The organism is Mesorhizobium sp. P2_H9, assembly GCF_056403215.1.
Genome location: NZ_JBFUFX010000006.1, coordinates 158,428 through 174,096, shown reverse-complemented (window position 1 = coordinate 174,096; position 15,669 = coordinate 158,428). Strand labels below are relative to the sequence as shown.

Annotated in this window: 16 protein-coding genes; 7 read left to right on the top strand and 9 right to left on the bottom strand. The window is 64.5% G+C overall.

The genetic code is table 11. The annotated features are described in order from the left end of the window. The first annotated feature begins 8 nt into the window (after window positions 1-8). The 4 genes from AC1DXN_RS13200 (at window position 9) to AC1DXN_RS13185 (ending at window position 3,864) form a co-directional block, all read left to right on the top strand. Window positions 9-713, top strand: a complete 705-nt coding sequence (locus AC1DXN_RS13200) for an ROK family protein (RefSeq protein WP_477270408.1) — start codon at window positions 9-11, stop codon at window positions 711-713. A 116-nt stretch (window positions 714-829) separates the two neighbouring features. Further along, on the top strand, window positions 830-1,285 hold the full coding sequence (locus AC1DXN_RS13195) for a Ros/MucR family transcriptional regulator (protein ID WP_477248779.1): 456 nt from the start codon (window positions 830-832) through the stop codon (window positions 1,283-1,285). Window positions 1,286-1,365: 80 nt separating this feature from the next. Next, window positions 1,366-2,466 carry an aminotransferase class I/II-fold pyridoxal phosphate-dependent enzyme gene (locus tag AC1DXN_RS13190; RefSeq protein ID WP_477270406.1) on the top strand — a complete coding sequence of 367 codons (1,101 nt, stop codon included), beginning with the start codon at window positions 1,366-1,368 and terminating at the stop codon, window positions 2,464-2,466. Window positions 2,467-2,625: 159 nt separating this feature from the next. Then, window positions 2,626-3,864 (top strand): MFS transporter, encoded by a 1,239-nt coding sequence (locus AC1DXN_RS13185; protein WP_477270404.1) that lies wholly within the window; start codon window positions 2,626-2,628, stop codon window positions 3,862-3,864. 196 nt (window positions 3,865-4,060) lie between these two features. On the opposite strand, the gene AC1DXN_RS13180 is transcribed toward AC1DXN_RS13185, so the two are convergent. The 3 genes from AC1DXN_RS13180 to AC1DXN_RS13170 form a co-directional block, all read right to left on the bottom strand. Then, window positions 4,061-4,693, bottom strand: coding sequence for a class I SAM-dependent methyltransferase (locus tag AC1DXN_RS13180; RefSeq protein ID WP_477248773.1), 633 nt, complete (start codon window positions 4,691-4,693; stop codon window positions 4,061-4,063). Between the two features lie 81 nt (window positions 4,694-4,774). Then, window positions 4,775-5,374, bottom strand: a complete 600-nt coding sequence (locus AC1DXN_RS13175) for an NADPH-dependent F420 reductase (protein ID WP_477270402.1) — start codon at window positions 5,372-5,374, stop codon at window positions 4,775-4,777. Between the two features lie 31 nt (window positions 5,375-5,405). Then, entirely contained in the window at window positions 5,406-6,158 is a 753-nt protein-coding gene (locus AC1DXN_RS13170; protein ID WP_477270400.1) for an SDR family NAD(P)-dependent oxidoreductase, read from the bottom strand. A gap of 218 nt (window positions 6,159-6,376) precedes the next feature. Here AC1DXN_RS13170 and AC1DXN_RS13165 point away from each other — a divergent pair, with 218 nt between their 5' ends. Further along, window positions 6,377-7,300 (top strand): LysR family transcriptional regulator, encoded by a 924-nt coding sequence (locus tag AC1DXN_RS13165; RefSeq protein WP_477421568.1) that lies wholly within the window; start codon window positions 6,377-6,379, stop codon window positions 7,298-7,300. A 92-nt stretch (window positions 7,301-7,392) separates the two neighbouring features. On the opposite strand, the gene AC1DXN_RS13160 is transcribed toward AC1DXN_RS13165, so the two are convergent. The 6 genes from AC1DXN_RS13160 to hemC form a co-directional block, all read right to left on the bottom strand. Further along, on the bottom strand, window positions 7,393-8,109 hold the full coding sequence (locus AC1DXN_RS13160) for a glutamine amidotransferase (protein ID WP_477270399.1): 717 nt from the start codon (window positions 8,107-8,109) through the stop codon (window positions 7,393-7,395). Window positions 8,110-8,123: 14 nt separating this feature from the next. Beyond that, window positions 8,124-8,603 carry a tellurite resistance TerB family protein gene (locus tag AC1DXN_RS13155; protein ID WP_477421566.1) on the bottom strand — a complete coding sequence of 160 codons (480 nt, stop codon included), beginning with the start codon at window positions 8,601-8,603 and terminating at the stop codon, window positions 8,124-8,126. Between the two features lie 36 nt (window positions 8,604-8,639). Beyond that, a complete protein-coding gene (locus tag AC1DXN_RS13150; RefSeq protein WP_477270395.1) occupies window positions 8,640-10,250 on the bottom strand; it encodes a heme biosynthesis HemY N-terminal domain-containing protein in 1,611 nt (536 codons plus the stop codon). 10 nt (window positions 10,251-10,260) lie between these two features. Beyond that, complete coding sequence (locus AC1DXN_RS13145; protein WP_477270393.1) at window positions 10,261-11,727, bottom strand: COG4223 family protein; 1,467 nt, start codon at window positions 11,725-11,727, stop codon at window positions 10,261-10,263. Between the two features lie 90 nt (window positions 11,728-11,817). Beyond that, entirely contained in the window at window positions 11,818-12,534 is a 717-nt protein-coding gene (locus AC1DXN_RS13140) for a uroporphyrinogen-III synthase (RefSeq protein WP_477270391.1), read from the bottom strand. Window position 12,535: 1 nt separating this feature from the next. Then, on the bottom strand, window positions 12,536-13,462 hold the full coding sequence (gene hemC / locus AC1DXN_RS13135) for a hydroxymethylbilane synthase (protein WP_477270389.1): 927 nt from the start codon (window positions 13,460-13,462) through the stop codon (window positions 12,536-12,538). Window positions 13,463-13,564: 102 nt separating this feature from the next. Between hemC and tsaD the strand changes: the two genes are divergently transcribed. Together tsaD and AC1DXN_RS13125 are read left to right on the top strand one after the other, a co-directional pair. After that, window positions 13,565-14,650 carry a tRNA (adenosine(37)-N6)-threonylcarbamoyltransferase complex transferase subunit TsaD gene (tsaD, locus tag AC1DXN_RS13130; RefSeq protein WP_477271456.1) on the top strand — a complete coding sequence of 362 codons (1,086 nt, stop codon included), beginning with the start codon at window positions 13,565-13,567 and terminating at the stop codon, window positions 14,648-14,650. Next, on the top strand, window positions 14,647-15,648 hold the full coding sequence (locus tag AC1DXN_RS13125) for an NAD(P)H-dependent glycerol-3-phosphate dehydrogenase (protein WP_477270387.1): 1,002 nt from the start codon (window positions 14,647-14,649) through the stop codon (window positions 15,646-15,648). The genes tsaD and AC1DXN_RS13125 overlap by 4 nt, the downstream gene beginning before the upstream one ends. Window positions 15,649-15,669 lie beyond the last annotated feature (21 nt).

Genomic DNA, 15,669 nt, shown 5'->3' with positions numbered 1-15,669 from the left:
ATAACGCAATGGCCAAGGCAGTGAAACAACCGGCAGCGGGCGCCGAGCCGATCGTGCTGGCGATCGATATTGGCGGCTCGCACGTCAAGATCCTGACCAGCGCCGGTAGCGAGGAGCGCCGGGCCGATTCCGGACCCGGGCTGACGCCGCAACAGATGATCGCGACGGTGAAGACGCTGGCCGAGGGCCTGTCCTACGACGTCGTCTCGATGGGTTATCCCGGCCCGGTGCGCCACAACACGCCGCTGCTGGACCCGGCCAATCTCGGCAAGGGCTGGAAGGGCTTCGACTTCGCCGCGCAGTTCGGCAAACCGGTCAAGCTGGTCAACGACGCGCTGATGCAGGCCATCGGCAGCTATGAAGGCGGCCGCATGCTGTTCCTCGGCCTGGGAACCGGCCTCGGCGCGGCGATGATCGTCGACAATGTCGGCCTGCCGATGGAACTCGCGCACCTTCCCTACAAGAAGGGCAGGAGCTTCGAGGACTATGTCGGCGAACGCGGCCTGGAAAAGCGCGGCAAGAAGAAGTGGCGCGAATCTGTTTTCGACGTCGTCGGCCGGCTCCGCGCCGCCCTGCAGCCGGACTATGTTGTCATCGGCGGCGGCAATGTCGACAAACTCGATGAATTGCCCGCCGACTCGAGGCGCGGCGACAACACACGCGCTTTCGAAGGCGGATTTCGCCTGTGGCGCGACAAGGCGCTTATCGTCTGATATTAGTCCAGTTTAGTATAGTCGTTCAAAATAACGTGTGATTTAGCGCGAAATCATTGCGTTGTGCAGATTTGCCGACTAGGAATTCCGCCACCCCCGCCGATGGAGAAAATAGATTGTCCGACGATAGCAACAACACCAGCAAAGACGACCTGCTAGAACTGACGGCTCACATCGTGTCCGCCTATGTCGAGAAGAACCGCTTGCCAGCTTCCGGCCTGAGCGACCTTATCGCCAGCGTCAGCGCCTCGATCAGCGGGCTCGGACAACCGGTGACCCCGGTCGCCGCGCCGCTCGTCCCCGCGGTCAATCCGAAGAAGTCGGTGACCCCGGACTACATCATCTGCCTCGAAGACGGCAAACGGTTCAAATCCCTGAAGCGTCATCTCGGCGTGCATTTCGGACTGACGCCGGAGGCCTATCGCACCAAATGGAGCCTGCCGTCCGACTATCCGATGGTCGCCCCCAATTATGCGGCTTCGCGCTCGGCGCTGGCCAAGTCGATCGGTCTTGGCCGCAAGGCCGCCGAACCAGCGCCCGTCAAGCGTCAGGCCAGGAAGGCTAAGGCCTAGGCTGGCAGCAGAATCCTCGCTAAGCAGGCTGGTGGTTCTGCCGGCGGTCCCTCGACGGCAGATGTCGGGGGAGTGCCGCCATGAACTACGCCAGGATGGTGATCGAGAAAGAGGCGCCGGAGGAGTACGGCTACGACCGTATCCGCTACAACCTCTCCGAAAGCTCGATCGGCGACCAAAAACTTTCCGACATCGGCCTGTCGCTGCCCGATCTGACGCTGTTCTATGGCGAGCATCGCGGCGACAAGGAATTGCGCGCCCTGATCGCGGCGCAGGACGAAGGCATCTCGCCTGACGATGTGCTGGTCACCGCCGGTGCGGCGGGCGCGCTGTTCATCATCTCGACCTCGCTTCTGTCCGAGCGCGACCACCTCGTCGTCATCAGGCCCAACTACGCCACCAACATCGAGACGCCAAAGGCGATCGGCTGCGCCATCTCCTATGTCGATCTGAATTTCGACGAGGGTTTTGCCATCGATGTCGGCAGCGTCACAGCGGCCATGCGGCCGAATACAAAGCTGATCAGCGTCACCTGTCCGCACAACCCGACCGGCACGATGATGCGCCAGGCCGATCTCGACGCGCTGGTGGCGCTGGCCGAGGCTAGCGGCTGCCATCTGCTGGTCGACGAAACCTATCGCGACCTTTCCTATGGAACGCGCCTGCCGACCGCCGCCTCGCTGAGCCCGCGCGCGATCAGCGTCTCGTCGCTGTCGAAAGCTTTTGGCATTCCCGGCATCCGCATCGGCTGGCTGGTCACCCGCGACGTAGCACTTCAGGAAAAGTTCCTCGCCGCCAAGGAGCAGATCGGCATCTGCGGCAGCGTCATCGACGAAGGCATTGCGCGCGGCATGCTCGAACGCCGCGACATTTTCCTGGCGGCGCTGCTGCCTGAAATGGCCAGGCGACGCGACATCGTCCAGGCCTGGATCGACCGCGAACCGCTGGTCGACTGGGTGCGGCCGGAAGGCGGCGTCGTCGGCTTCCCCAGGCTCAAGGTCAATCCCGGTTTCGACCTCGACCGCTTCTATGTGAACCTGCTGGAGAACCAGGGCACCTATGTCGGACCCGGCCACTGGTTCGACATGCCGAAAAGTTTCTTCCGCGTCGGCTTCGGTTGGCCGAAGGAAGCCGAACTGCGCGGCGGTCTCGACGCGATCTCGGCGGCGCTCAGGGACTGAGTTCTGCCTGCAATCGACAGGTAGGTCGAAAATCCCTTGATCCAGCGCCGATTTTAGCGCACACGCCGCCGCGAACTGAGCTAACGTTCCCTTGGCCGGACCAGCGCCCATCGTGGAAGTGCCCCGCCGGCCAATGCCATCCCAACGGGGCCGATCTCCATGACACCTGACCAGACACCGCCCGACCAGCGCTATGCCGCCTTCCGGCATCGCGCCTTCCTCAGCTACTGGGCAGCGCGCTTCCTCACCACCTTCGCCACCATGATCGTTTCCGTCGCGGTCGGCTGGCAAATCTATGATTTGACGCGCGATCCCTTCGATCTCGGCATTGTCGGCATCGTCCAGTTCCTGCCGTCGCTGCTGCTGGTGCTGGTCACCGGTGCCGTCGCCGACCGCTTCGGTCGCCGCCTGATCATGGCGCTGGCGACGGTGATCGAGGCAGGCTGCGCGCTGGTTCTTCTGCTCCTGACGCTGCGCGGCCTCGTCAGCCCGCTGCCGGTCTTCGCCGTGCTCGCCCTTTTCGGCGTGGCGCGCGCTTTTTACGGACCGGCCTCGTCGTCGCTGTTCGCCAATCTGGTGCCGCCGGAGGATTTCGCCAACGCAATTGCCTGGAACTCGTCGGCCTGGCAGACCGCGACCATTGTCGGCCCGGTCGCCGGCGGCCTTCTCTATGGCGTCTCGGCCGAAGCCGCATACGCCGTCGCCGCCGCGCTGATGCTGGTGGCCGGCCTGCTGATCTTCACCATTCCCAAGCCCACCCAGCAGAGCGCCACCGACAAGCCGACGATGGAGACGCTGTTTGGCGGCTTCCGCTACATCTGGAGCGAGAAGATCGTGCTCGGCGCCATCTCGCTCGACCTGTTCGCCGTACTTCTGTCAGGCGCCTCGGCACTGCTGCCGGTCTATGCGCGCGACATCCTTCAACTCGGCCCCTGGGGCCTCGGCTTGCTGCGCTCGGCGCCCAGCATCGGCGCCATCTGCGTCGCCATCTGGCTGGCCGGCCACCCGCTCCGCAACCATGCGGGTATGATCATGCTGGCCGCCGCCGCGTCGTTCGGCGCCTTCACCGTGCTGTTCGGCCTGTCGACCATTACCTGGCTGTCGATCGCAGCACTCGTCTTGCTCGGCGCCACCGACATGTTCAGCGTCTATATCAGGGAGACGCTGATCCAGCTGTGGACGCCGGACGAACTGCGCGGCCGCGTCAACGCCGTCAACCAGGTCTTCGTCGGCGCTTCCAACGAGGTCGGCGAGTTCCGCGCCGGCACCATGGCGGCGCTGATCGGCACGGTCCCGGCGGTGGTGGTCGGCGGTGTCGGCGCCATCGCGGTTGTCGGCCTGTGGGCCTGGCTGTTTCCGCAGCTGCGGCGGGTGCGGCATTTGAACGGGCGGAATTGATTGGGCGCTGGATCCAGGCCACTGGATCCAATTCTGGGGCTAATCAGCTTGCGCCGGCAACGGCTGAGATGGGGCCGACAGCCTACGATCCGGTTCTAACCGATGTCTGCAGTAAGCTGTCGTTGCGAAACCAACCCACAATCGGTCGTCGCACTTGTCAAAGTCGCCGACCTCATCGTTGGCGGATAGCTCAGTGTCAGATCTTCACAAACCGATAGGCGAAGCGATCGGTCTCGCCCTTGATCGAGGGATCGAACACCTTGATCGAGTGCGCATCATCCTTGTTCGCGAGTATGGTGCTTTCCGCGTCCAGCACGAAGCCGGCCGCCTCCACCTCCTCGCGGACGGATGCAGGCTCAATCCGATGCAGCGACTGGGCGTCGCTTGTGCCCGTCCCTGCGGCGGCGGCGTGGTCGACAATAACGTAGAACCCACCGGGCTTCAGCCGCTCGTGGACAACTCGATTGAACTGGGCCGCCGTCGCGCCCCTGGCCTGGATCAGCGCGGTGTGGAGATCGTGGTAGAACAGGTGCAGCCACACGATATCGGCAGGTTGCGTGGCTTCCGGCAGCGCGACGAGGTCAGCTGAGACGGCTTCGACGTTCTCTCGGCCAGGCTCCTCCGCAAGCGTCCGCATGCGGCCGACCGGATCGCTCTTGAAGTGGGCGACTTCGGCCGGCACGAAGCTGTAGACCCGCCCCTCCGGTCCGACGGAGTCGGAGAACAGACGCGTCCAATCGCCCTCGCCTGGGTAGACGTCAATGACAGTGGAGCCCGCATCTACACGTGCGAACCGGATCAACTCGGATAGCTTGGATTGGTCGTACATCGGAATCTCCTTTACGGTTGGGCATTTCGCTTGGATCGGATCGCGCTCGATCCGATCCAGGCGGTTGGCACGTCGTGTGGTTCAGTCGAACTTGACCAAGTCCTTGAAGATCAGATGCCCCCAGCTATTTCCGCGCGCCTGGACCAGCAATCCGCCTTCCGAAAGCCGGCCAAGGTTGATCGGCGCGAAACCGAGCTTTTCCGCAAGCACGCCAATCTCCGCTGCGGCGTTTTCATCGTCGCTCGCCAGGAACACGACCCTCCTGCCACCATGAACGGCCGGATCCTGATCAAGGACGGCAGCGACCAGATGGTTGAAGCCCTTGACTAGTTTTGCGCCAGTGAATGCCTGTGCAACGAAACTGGAAGAAGGCTGTCCCCCCAGTTTTTCAGGAGGCACGCCATAGGCATTGGTCATATCGACGATGACCTTCCCCTGCCAGGTGGCGAGCGCCTTCGCGACCTCCGGGTGCGACTCGAAACGGACAGCCAAGAAGATGATGTCCGCCTTGACCGCGTCCGCCAGCTTCTTGGGGATGATCGTGCGCCCGATCGCGGCCGCATCGGCTGCAAAGCTTTCCGGGTCGTGCGTGGTTGCAACGGACACGTCGATGCCCTTGCGGGCAAACGCCTTGGCCAGTGCTCGGCCGATATTGCCGAAGCCGATGATTGCGTAGCTCATGATGCTTCTCCGATCTTGTGTTAACGCCGGGTCAGACCTGCGCCCAACCACCATCGACGGCGAGATCCATACCGGTGATGTAGGAGCTTTCATCGGAGGCGAGGAACGTGACAGCAGCCGCGATTTCCTCCGGTTTGCCCCTGCGACCCATTGGGATCTGTGAAGCAAACTGCGCGACCGCTTGCTCGGCTTGCTCAGCGGTAAGGCCGGTCGTTGTCGCCAAGGCGGGAGTCTCGATCGCGCCAGGGCTCATCGTATTGACGCGGATATTGCGGTCCTTCAGCTCCTGGGTCCAAGACCGCGAGAAGCTGCGAACAGCCGCCTTGCTTGCCGCGTAGGTGCTGAACGCTGGCAGCCCCATCACATTCGAGACCGAAGAGTTCAGAATGATCGATCCGCCGTCTTTCAAGATGGGAAGGGCCTTCTGAACCGTAAAGAACAACCCCTTCACGTTCACATCGAAGGTCTGGTCAAAATGGGCCTCGGTAGCTGCCGCGAGCGGAGCGATTGTCCCGGCGCCCGCGTTTGCGAAGAGAATGTCTATCTGACCATGTTTCTCCTTCACGACGGCATAGAGCCGGTCCAGGTCCTCCAGGCGCGACACGTCGCCGACGACTATTGTCACGTTTCTCCCGATAAGGGCCGCGGCCTCCTGTAAGACTTTCTCGCGTCGCCCAATGATCACGACCTGCGCACCTTCTTCCACGAAACGCTTGGCTGTGGCCAAGCCAATCCCGCTGCTTCCGCCGGTGATGACTGCGACTTTACCTTCGAGTGCTTTCATAATCTTTTGTCTTTCGCTGATTGGCTGTACGGTGAGGTTTCATCGAGAACCTCGAAATGGGTCCGCCGAAGTCAGGCGGTGAGTGCGGAATCGCGCACATCGGTGGTGCGAAAACGATCCAGCTGGACGATTGAACGCCGCGATATCGCGCGCACTACTACAGATCAGTGTGTTAGATATGGGGTTGGAAGGCGCACCACGTGGTGCTGGATTGCACCATGATCGACTGGGATGACGTTCGCTAYTTTCTTGCCGTCGCGCGCGGCGGCTCGGTGCGGGCCGCCGCCAAGCGCCTTGGCGTGAACCACGCGACCGTGCTGCGACGCATCGCCCAGCTCGAGGAAAACTTGGGGGCGCAGATGTTCGAAAAGCTGCCTTCGGGGTACCGCCTGACGGCTGCGGGGGAAGAGGTCCTCGATCTCGCGCACCAGATGGAAGCGTCGTCGCATTTGCTGGAGACGCGCGTCTTCGGTCGCGACCAGAGCGCGCGCGGGCTTTTGCGGGTGACGCTTCCACCGTTCCTCGCCACACACTTGCTCATGCCGGAYYTCGCCGAYTTYGCGCGTYTGCATCCGGACATCGAGATGGAAATCTTGWCGTCCGGCGAGSTGGCAAATCTGACCAACCGAGAGGCCGACGTSGCGATCCGYRTTGTCKMCGACCGCAARACCCTGCCKCTCAATCTKCACGGCCTGAAGGGACCRSAGYTGTTCRGCGGCGTCTAYATGTCYCGCGATCGACTAGCCGCGTKGMGTGCGGGCRMGCCTGATCCCATCCGGTGGATCGTCATAGACGATCATGGAATTCCGGACTGGGCGCGCGAGGTAAACGTTCACACCACGGGAGCTCCGTTCAGGACTCCTGACGCCGAGACGCAGATCATCGCGGCGCAGCAAGGGATCGGGATGACGAAACTCCCGTGCTTCGTCGGAGATACCGACCCCCTRCTGGTGAGGGTGCCGGGCACCRACCTGCMCATGYACGGRACRCTCTGGCTTCTCACGCAGGGGGAGRCACGCAAGACGAAGCGCGTGCGGCTCTTCACGGAGTTCGTATCCCGCAGGCTCGCCGCGTACRCTCCGCTTCTCGCGGGKCTGTCAGTATCGCGCGAGGCGACGGTGCAGCCGTCGCCGGCCGGATGACCGAATGGCGGCGCAAAGCGGTCGTCCACGCCTCGGCGAACGTAAGTAGTCTTTGGCTCAAGCTAGACCGTTCAGAGTAATCGGATTTTACCCTATCCCACAGCCGGCCGTCCAAAAATCGTCTGTAGGAATTCGCTGAGCCAGCGCTTGAGATGCATGTCCCAGATTAGCCGGCCGCCGAGATGGTCGCGGCCGGGCTGCGCGCCGGGCAATTCGAAACGGTGCGCGCCGCGCACCACCCAGCGCTGCATCATCATTTGGGTCAACTCGCCATGAAACTGGATGCCCCAGGCATTGTCGCCATAGCGGAAGGCCTGGTTGGGATAGGTCTCGGCCGTCGCCAGCAGCGTCGCATCCCTGGGCAGCGAAAAGCCTTCGCGGTGGAACTGGTAAACCATCTCGGGCCAGTGCAGCAGCTTTTTGCCGGCTTCGGTTGCCTTCAGCGGATACCAGCCGATTTCGACCAGCCCCTCGCCGTGACCCTCGACCTTGCCGCCGAGATGGTTGGCCAGCATCTGCGCGCCAAGGCAGATGCCGAGGAACGGCCGGTTCTCCTTCAGCGGGATTTCCAGCCAGTTGGTCTCGCGGCGGACGAACTCATCCTCGTCATTGGCGCTCATCGGCCCGCCGAACACCACGCTGCCGGCGTGGCCGTCCAGCGTTTCCGGCAAGGCGTCGCCCAGCGGCGGCCGGCGGATGTCGAGATCGAAACCTTCCTCGAGCAGCATGTGGCCGACGCGACCGGGGCTCGAATTCTCCTGATGCAGCACGATCAGGATTTTTGGCTTCGAACGCGGTCTGGGCGGCATGGGAAGGCGGGATCCTATTCGTCGCTCGACGTTCCGGTGGAGCCGGGCGCTTCAGCGGCCGCCTTGCGGCGCGCCTCGACACGGTCGCGGCGTTCGACGCCGATCAGCTCGGCGACGCGCCAGACGGTGTTGTCCTCGAGCTCGTGCAACTCGCCATCGGCGTACACGATCTCCCACATCAGGCCGATGAAAGCCTTGCGAGCCTCGGCATCGAGGTGGCGCTTCAGCACGCTGGTGAAGGCATAGAGGTCGATCGCMTCATTGTCGGCGCGCTCGCCTGCGGCGGCCAGCGCATCGAGTTCGGCGCCGCTGATCGAATAGCTTTCCGCCAGCACTTCCTTGAACCGCTCCCATTCGACGTCCTGACGCACGCCGTCGGCGTTCATCACATGATAGAGAAGGGCAGATGCCGCAACGCGCGGATCGTCCGCGTTGGCGCGGGCGCCGGCACCGCTCGGCAGGTCCTTCAGAAATGAGAGAACGCGTTCGAACATCAAATTATTCCCAATCGGCCAACGGGCCCATTCACATCAAAACAGTCGAAACCGGCGCGGTGACTTCTCGGCTTCCTCATCGGGATCGACGCCGGGGTCGTCGGGCAGCCGGGCCAGTTCCTCCGCCGGCTCGACGGCTTCGGCATCGGCCGGCACCGCGGCGAAAGCGGCGGCTGTGATCGGCGTGACCTGATCCGCCTCGGCTTCCGATGCTTCGGTCGCGACAGTCGTCTTGCCGGCGGAAACAGCCGGGTGATAGATCACGTCGGCAGGCTTTTCCTTGACCGAAACGACTGGAGCCGCAATTGCCGGCATTTCGGCCTCCGGCGTGTCCTCATGGCTGTCGATGAGCTGGCCGAGTCGCTCCATCGGTGCGCGCCATTCGAACGCGTCGAGCTTGCCGGTGACCGGCGACACCGGCGCCCAGCGCTCGGAGACGACACCATCGGCAACCCAGGCCGGATCGCGCGGCGCCCGCACTGCCTTCGACAGCAACTGCCGCACCTTGCCCTGGTCGCCGCTCTCGGCCTCTTCGATGTCGGCCAGAAGCAGATAGGCGCCTTCGCGGCGATCCATGCGGATGGCCGCTTCCGCCTCGCGCCGCGCGGTGGCGAAATCCTGCGCGTCGAGCGCCGCGCGCGCCACCGTCAGCGACGATTCGGCGTGGTTCTTCTTCATCTCCTGCAGCTTCTTCGCCCGGTTGAGGCGATCGAGCACGGCGTCGCCCGGCCTTGCGTGGGTGTACAGCTCGGCGATCTCCGGATGCGGCTCGGCCTTCCACGCCGCCTCAAGGATCTTTGAGCCCTTGCGCACATCGTTTTGCCGAAACAGCGCTGTTGCGGCAACGACCGCGGCCGGGGCGAAATCCGGTCGTAGCCGGTTGGCCTCGATAGCTGCGGTTCTTGCGGCGTTGGGGTCGCTATCGAGCAGCGCCTGCGCCTTGGCGGTGAGCAGCACGGCGCGGCGCCGGTTGGCGGCGTCGCGCTCGATCTGCCGCGTCGATTTTTGCGCATCGACCAGCTTCAGCGCGCCGTCCCAGTCGCCGCGACCGGTCAGGTCTTCCAGCGTCGATTCGGCGGCCCAGGCCAGTTGCGGCGCCATCACTGCGGCACGGCCGGCATAGTGCCGCGCCGCATTGCGGTCGCCGAGCCGTTCGGCTTCGAGATAGAGCCCGCGCAGGCCGAGCAGCCGCATTTCGGGATCGTCGAGCATGGTCTCGAACTTTTCGCGGGCGCCCTCATGGTCGCCTTCGAGCAGCGAAGCCTGCGCTTCGAGCAGATGGATCAGCGGCTCCTGGTCGGAGCGGATCAGCTTTGCCGCTTCCTTGGTCTTCTTGCGCGCCAGCGCGCCGTCACCGGCGCCGGCGGCGATCATGCCGGTCGACAGCGCCTGATAGCCGCGGTCGCGGCGGCGCACGCGGAAATAGCGCGAGATGGTGTAGGGGCTGTTCCACAGCGACTTGACCAGCCACCACAGAATCATCACCGCGGCGACGATGGTGACGATAGCCACCGCCGCCACCATCAGGCTGACCTGATACTGGTAGCCGTTGAAGGTGACGAGCATTTCGCCCGGACGATCGGCTAGCCAGGCAAAACCGAGACCGAGGGCGAAAACGACGGCGAGAAAGATCAGAATTCGGATCATCTTGACTCCCTCACGCCTTCATCGCGCCTGAGATCAGCGCGTCGACCTGGGTCTCGACCTCGATGCGCGCCTTCAGTTTGCCGGCAAAATCGGCGCCGGCGGTCTTCACCGCTTCCGGCAGCGTCGCATATTCGCTGAGCGCCTTGGCATAGTCGCCCTGGTTGACCGCAACCTCCATGCGGGCGACGGTTTCCGGCGCGCCGGCGCCTTCGACGGCGCCGATCGGCCGGACCTTGACCAGCGATTCGGCGCTCGACAACAGGTTCTGCAGGAAGCCGGCATTCTCGTCGACAGGTGTGGCAGCGGCGACCATGGCAGTGGCCGCGGCATCGGCTTCCGCTGCGATGTCGGTGCGGGTCGGAACGCCCTTTTCGGCGTAGGCCCGCAGCGTCGCGATTTGCGGCGCATCCGGTGAAATCGCGGCAAAGGTTTCGAGTTCGGCCGCGAATGGCGCGCCCCGATCGAGCGCCGCCTTCAGCGCCGAAGCGGCAATGGCGAGCGCGATCTTCGGCTGCGACGCCTGGGCTTCGACCTTGCCGGACAGCTGTGACACCGACTGTTCCAGCGCGGTCAACCGGCCTTCCTGCGCCTTTGCCGCCTCACCGGCGGATTTCACCAGCGCGTCGAGCCCGGCCAGCTTTTCGTTGAGCGGGCCGAGATCGACCGGCGCCGCATTGCCGGCCTGGCTGAGCGCGGCCACCGCCGTCTCGATCTGCTTGACCTTGTCGCCCAGGGCGGCAAGCCCGGCATTGTCGCCGGCGCCACCTTGCTCGACCGCCGATTTCAGCGCCGCGACATCGGTCTTGACCTGATCCAGCGCCGCCGACAGCCCATCCACCTTGGCCGAAGCATCGGTGTTGCCGCCTGCTTCCTTCAGTCCTGATATCTCGGTCTTCAGCGAAGCGATTTCGCCATTGACGCCGTCGAGCGACACGCCGCCTGCACCGGAGCCCGGCCCGCCGAGCAGGCCGGCAAATTGCAGCCCACCGGCGCCGACCAGCGCGATGACGCCGCCGATGATGCCGGCAGCGATGCCGTTGATCCCGCTGCGCTTCGGCTGAACTGCCATCGGTTGGTCCCTTGTTTCGGCTTTTCGTGCTGCATCTTTGGTGGCGCCCGCCTTGGGCGATGCGTCCTCGAAACTGTAATCGGAGGTTTTGGCGCGGCTCGGCGGTGCGTCCGAGCCGGGATAGGAGGATTCCGGTTCTGCGGGGCTTTTGGCCTCGGCCGGCGCTTCCGTTTCAGCCTGCTGCGAGCCACCTGCAGCGTCGGCATGCTCCCACGGCTCGAGATCGACCTGGTCGGCATGCACCGGCTCTTCAGGCACCTCCGGTTGCGAAACCGCTTCCTCTTCGTCTTCGGCCGACGCCTTGACGGCGTCCTCATCGACGATGCGCGACACGGCGCCGGGTTCGAGCTCGATGGTCACCGGCTCACGGCGGCTTTTCGAATGTCGCATCTTCGGCGTCTTGACCATGCTTGGGCTCCGCAAAATTCGCTTCGGGATGGTTCAAATGGGTCTAGCACATCACCAAGCGGTGAAAAGGGGCGGCGTGATGACACGGGGTCAGCGCCATATCCGCAAAAGCTCAAGCAACGCGTCTTCGTGAGGTTCCGTCGCAATCCGGATTTTTTCACCAGCGAATTCGTCCAGGGCTGCGGCAATACGCGCCGACAGGACGAAAACAAGCGTCTTTTCAAAGAGATCGCGCAGAGCTGACCGCTTCGTCAGGGTTTGCAGCGCTGCCGCCGCCTTGGCCGAATAGAGCAGCGCCGCCTCGACCGGCTGGCCGGACAGGCGTTCGACAATTGCATCGTCGGAATAGTCCAGCGTCACGGTGTCATAGGTCTCAACGGCGCGAACCAGCACTCCTTCTGCCTGCAGCCGCGCCTCGAACGCCGGAAACCGCACCCGCCCGCTGAGATAAACGATCGTCCTACCCGAAAAATCACCGGCAATCGCATCAGCCAGTGCCTCAGCGTTGCCAGCACCTTCGCTGACGGCCAAAAATCCCGCCGCACGCGCGGCTTCCGCGGTCCTTTTGCCGACGGCATGGCAAGGCAAGGCGGCGAGCGCGGCGATGATTTCTTTCGGCGCATGGCGCACCGCATTGGCGCTGGTGATCGCAACGGCCACAGCATTCTTGGCGACCGCGCCGGCCTCAACCGGCAACGCCATCGTATCGGTCAATGGCAACAGAATCGGCTGAAAACCCATGTCCTGCAGCCGCCGCGCCGTGCGTGACGCCCCCGGTTCCGGCCTGGTCACCAGGACGCGGACCATGTCAGGCCCAGCCGTCAAAAAATGTTTCGCCGGCCTTGGCTCGGATTGTCCGGGCCGCGTCCGCGCCGATGCGAGCGGCCTCGTGTGCCGGGCCTTGCGCCTTGATTTCGTGGGAGACTGTCCCGTTCGGCGAGATGATCAGCCCGGCAAAGAAGATGGTTTCGCCAGATATCGTCGCATGCCCGGCGATCGGCGTGCGGCACGAGCCGTCGAGCGCCGCCAGGAAGGCGCGTTCGCAGGCCAGCGCCTGGCCGGTCGGCGCATCGTGGATGGCCACCAGCATCTTTTCCACGTCACGATCGCCGATGCGGCTTTCGATGCAGATCGCGCCTTGCCCCGGCGCCGGCGGAAAGATGTCGAGAGGCATCAGATCGGTCACGACATGTTCAAGCCCGAGCCGCTTCAGCCCGGCATAGGCGAGGATGGTGCCTTCGGCGACGCCCTCGTCGAGCTTGCGCAGCCGCGTCTGCACATTGCCACGGAACATCACCACATCGAGATCCGGCCGCATGCGCCGGATTAGCGCCTGGCGCCGGAGCGACGACGAGCCGATTTTGGCGCCGTGCGGCAGGTCGGCGATCGTCTTCGCCGCCTTGCCGATAAAGGCGTCGCGTGCATCCTCGCGCGGCAGGAAGGCGCCGAGTTCCAGCCCGTCGGGCAGTTTCGTCGGCATGTCCTTCGACGAATGCACGGCGATGTCGATCCTGCCGGCCAGCAGCGCCTCTTCGATTTCCTTGGTGAACAGGCCCTTCCCGCCGGCCTCCGACAGCGGCCGGTCCTGGATGCGGTCGCCGCTGGTCGAGATGACGATCACTTCGAACGCCTGGCTCGGCATGCCATGCGCCGCCGTCAGCCGCGCCTGCGTTTCATGCGCCTGCGCCAGGGCCAGCGGGCTGCCGCGTGTTCCGATTCTCAAGATTGTTTGCATGGCGCGCGGTCCGTGGTAACCCCCGGCAGATCGAGGTCTTTCCGGGCTTTCTCCTAACGGGGAAAGGTCCGACAAACAATCTCTAGGGATAGCGACGAATTGATCCGCGTTCTGGGCATTGAGACGAGTTGCGATGAGACCGCCGCCAGCGTGGTGACGCTCGACGGCGCTTCTGCACCGGTGATTGCCTCCAACATCGTGCTCAGCCAGATCGAGGAACATGCCGCGTTTGGCGGCGTCGTGCCCGAGATCGCTGCGCGTGCCCATGTCGAGGCGCTGGATGGGATCGTCGAGGCGGCGCTTGCCGATGCGGACGTCGATCTTGCCGACATCGATGCGATTGCCGCGACCGCCGGCCCCGGCCTGGTCGGCGGGCTGATCGTCGGCCTGATGACGGCCAAGGCGATTGCCGCCGCCGCCAGCAAGCCGCTGATCGCCATCAACCACCTCGAGGGCCACGCACTGACGGCAAGGCTGACCGACGGGCTCGATTTTCCGTATCTACTGCTGCTGGTATCCGGCGGCCATACCCAGATCGTCGCCGTGCGCGGCGTCGGTGACTACCAGCGTTGGGCGACGACGATCGATGATGCCCTGGGCGAGGCCTTCGACAAGACGGCCAAGATGCTCGGCCTGCCCTATCCCGGTGGGCCGAATGTCGAGAAGGCGGCAGCCAACGGCAATGCCTCGCGCTTCGCCTTTCCGCGGCCGATGAAGGGCTCGGCGCAGCCCGATTTCTCCTTCTCCGGCCTCAAGACCGCCGTGCGCCAGGCGGCAACGGCGATTGCCCCGCTGAGCGATCAGGATGTCGCCGACATCTGCGCCTCATTCCAGGCAGCGGTGGCCGATGCGCTGGGGGACCGTGTGTCGCGGGCGCTAAACCGGTTCCGTCAGGAGTTTCCCGGCAAAGTAGCGCCGGCGCTTGTGGTTGCCGGCGGCGTCGCCGCCAACCGGACGATCAAGGCGACGCTGGAAACGCTGTGCGATCAGGCCGGCTTCGCTTTCATCGCGCCGCCCCTGAAGCTTTGCACCGACAATGCTGCGATGATCGCCTGGGCAGGCATCGAACGGCTGCGGGCGGGCCTGGCGGAAGAGAACGGCTTCGATTTCGTGCCGCGCTCACGCTGGCCGCTGGACAGCATCTCGGCGCCGATGGTCGGCTCCGGCCGGCGCGGGGCGAAAGCGTGACGGGCCGGGGCAAGACCGGCTGGCGCGTCGCCGTGCTTGGCGGCGGCGCCTGGGGCACTGCGCTGGCGCTGGCCATGCTGCGCGCCGGCCATAATGTCCGGCTCTACGCCCGCGATGAAGAGACTGTTGCCGCACTTCGCGGCGGCGCGAACCCGCGCTATCTCCCCGGCATTGCCATCGAGCCCGGCATCGAGGCGACGAGCGATATCGGCAAGGCACTAGATGGCGCCGATTGCGTGCTGGCAGTGGCGCCGGCGCAGTCGCTGCGCGCCATGCTGTCGGCAGTGAAGAGCCATATGCCGAAATCCATCCCGCTGGTGCTCTGCGCCAAGGGCATCGAGCGCGACACCGGCGCGCTACTGTCGGCGATCGTCGAAGAGATCCTGCCCGACAATCCGGTTGCCGCTTTGTCTGGCCCCAGCTTCGCCACCGACGTCGCTCGTGGCCTACCGACGGCGGTGGTGGTCGCCGCCCGTGGCGACGAACTGGCAGCGGAGCTTGCAGCCCGCTTTTCGGCTGAAAATCTGCGCTGCTATTCGAGCGACGACCTGATCGGCGTCGAGATCGGCGGCGCGCTGAAAAACGTCTTTGCCATTGCCGCCGGCGCGGTCACCGGCGCCGGGCTCGGCGCCAGCGCCCAGGCCGCCATGGTGACGCGCGGCTTCGTCGAACTGCGCCGCATCGGTGCCGCCTTCGGCGCCAGACCGGAGACGCTGATGGGACTGTCCGGCCTCGGCGATCTTTTGCTGACCTGCTCGTCCGCCCAGTCGCGCAATTTCGCCTACGGGCTGGCGCTCGGGCAAGGCAAGGCGCTTGCCGGCCTGCCGCTGGCCGAGGGCGTGCCGACGGCGGCGATCGCCGCCCGCATCGCCACCGAACGCCAGATCGACGCGCCGATCATCGCCGCTGTATCAGCCATACTGGACGGCACCATCACCATCCGCCAGGCTGTGTCGGCATTGATGACAAGGCCGCTGAAGACCGAAACCGACCTCTGATCTCGAACAAACCGGAGTTTT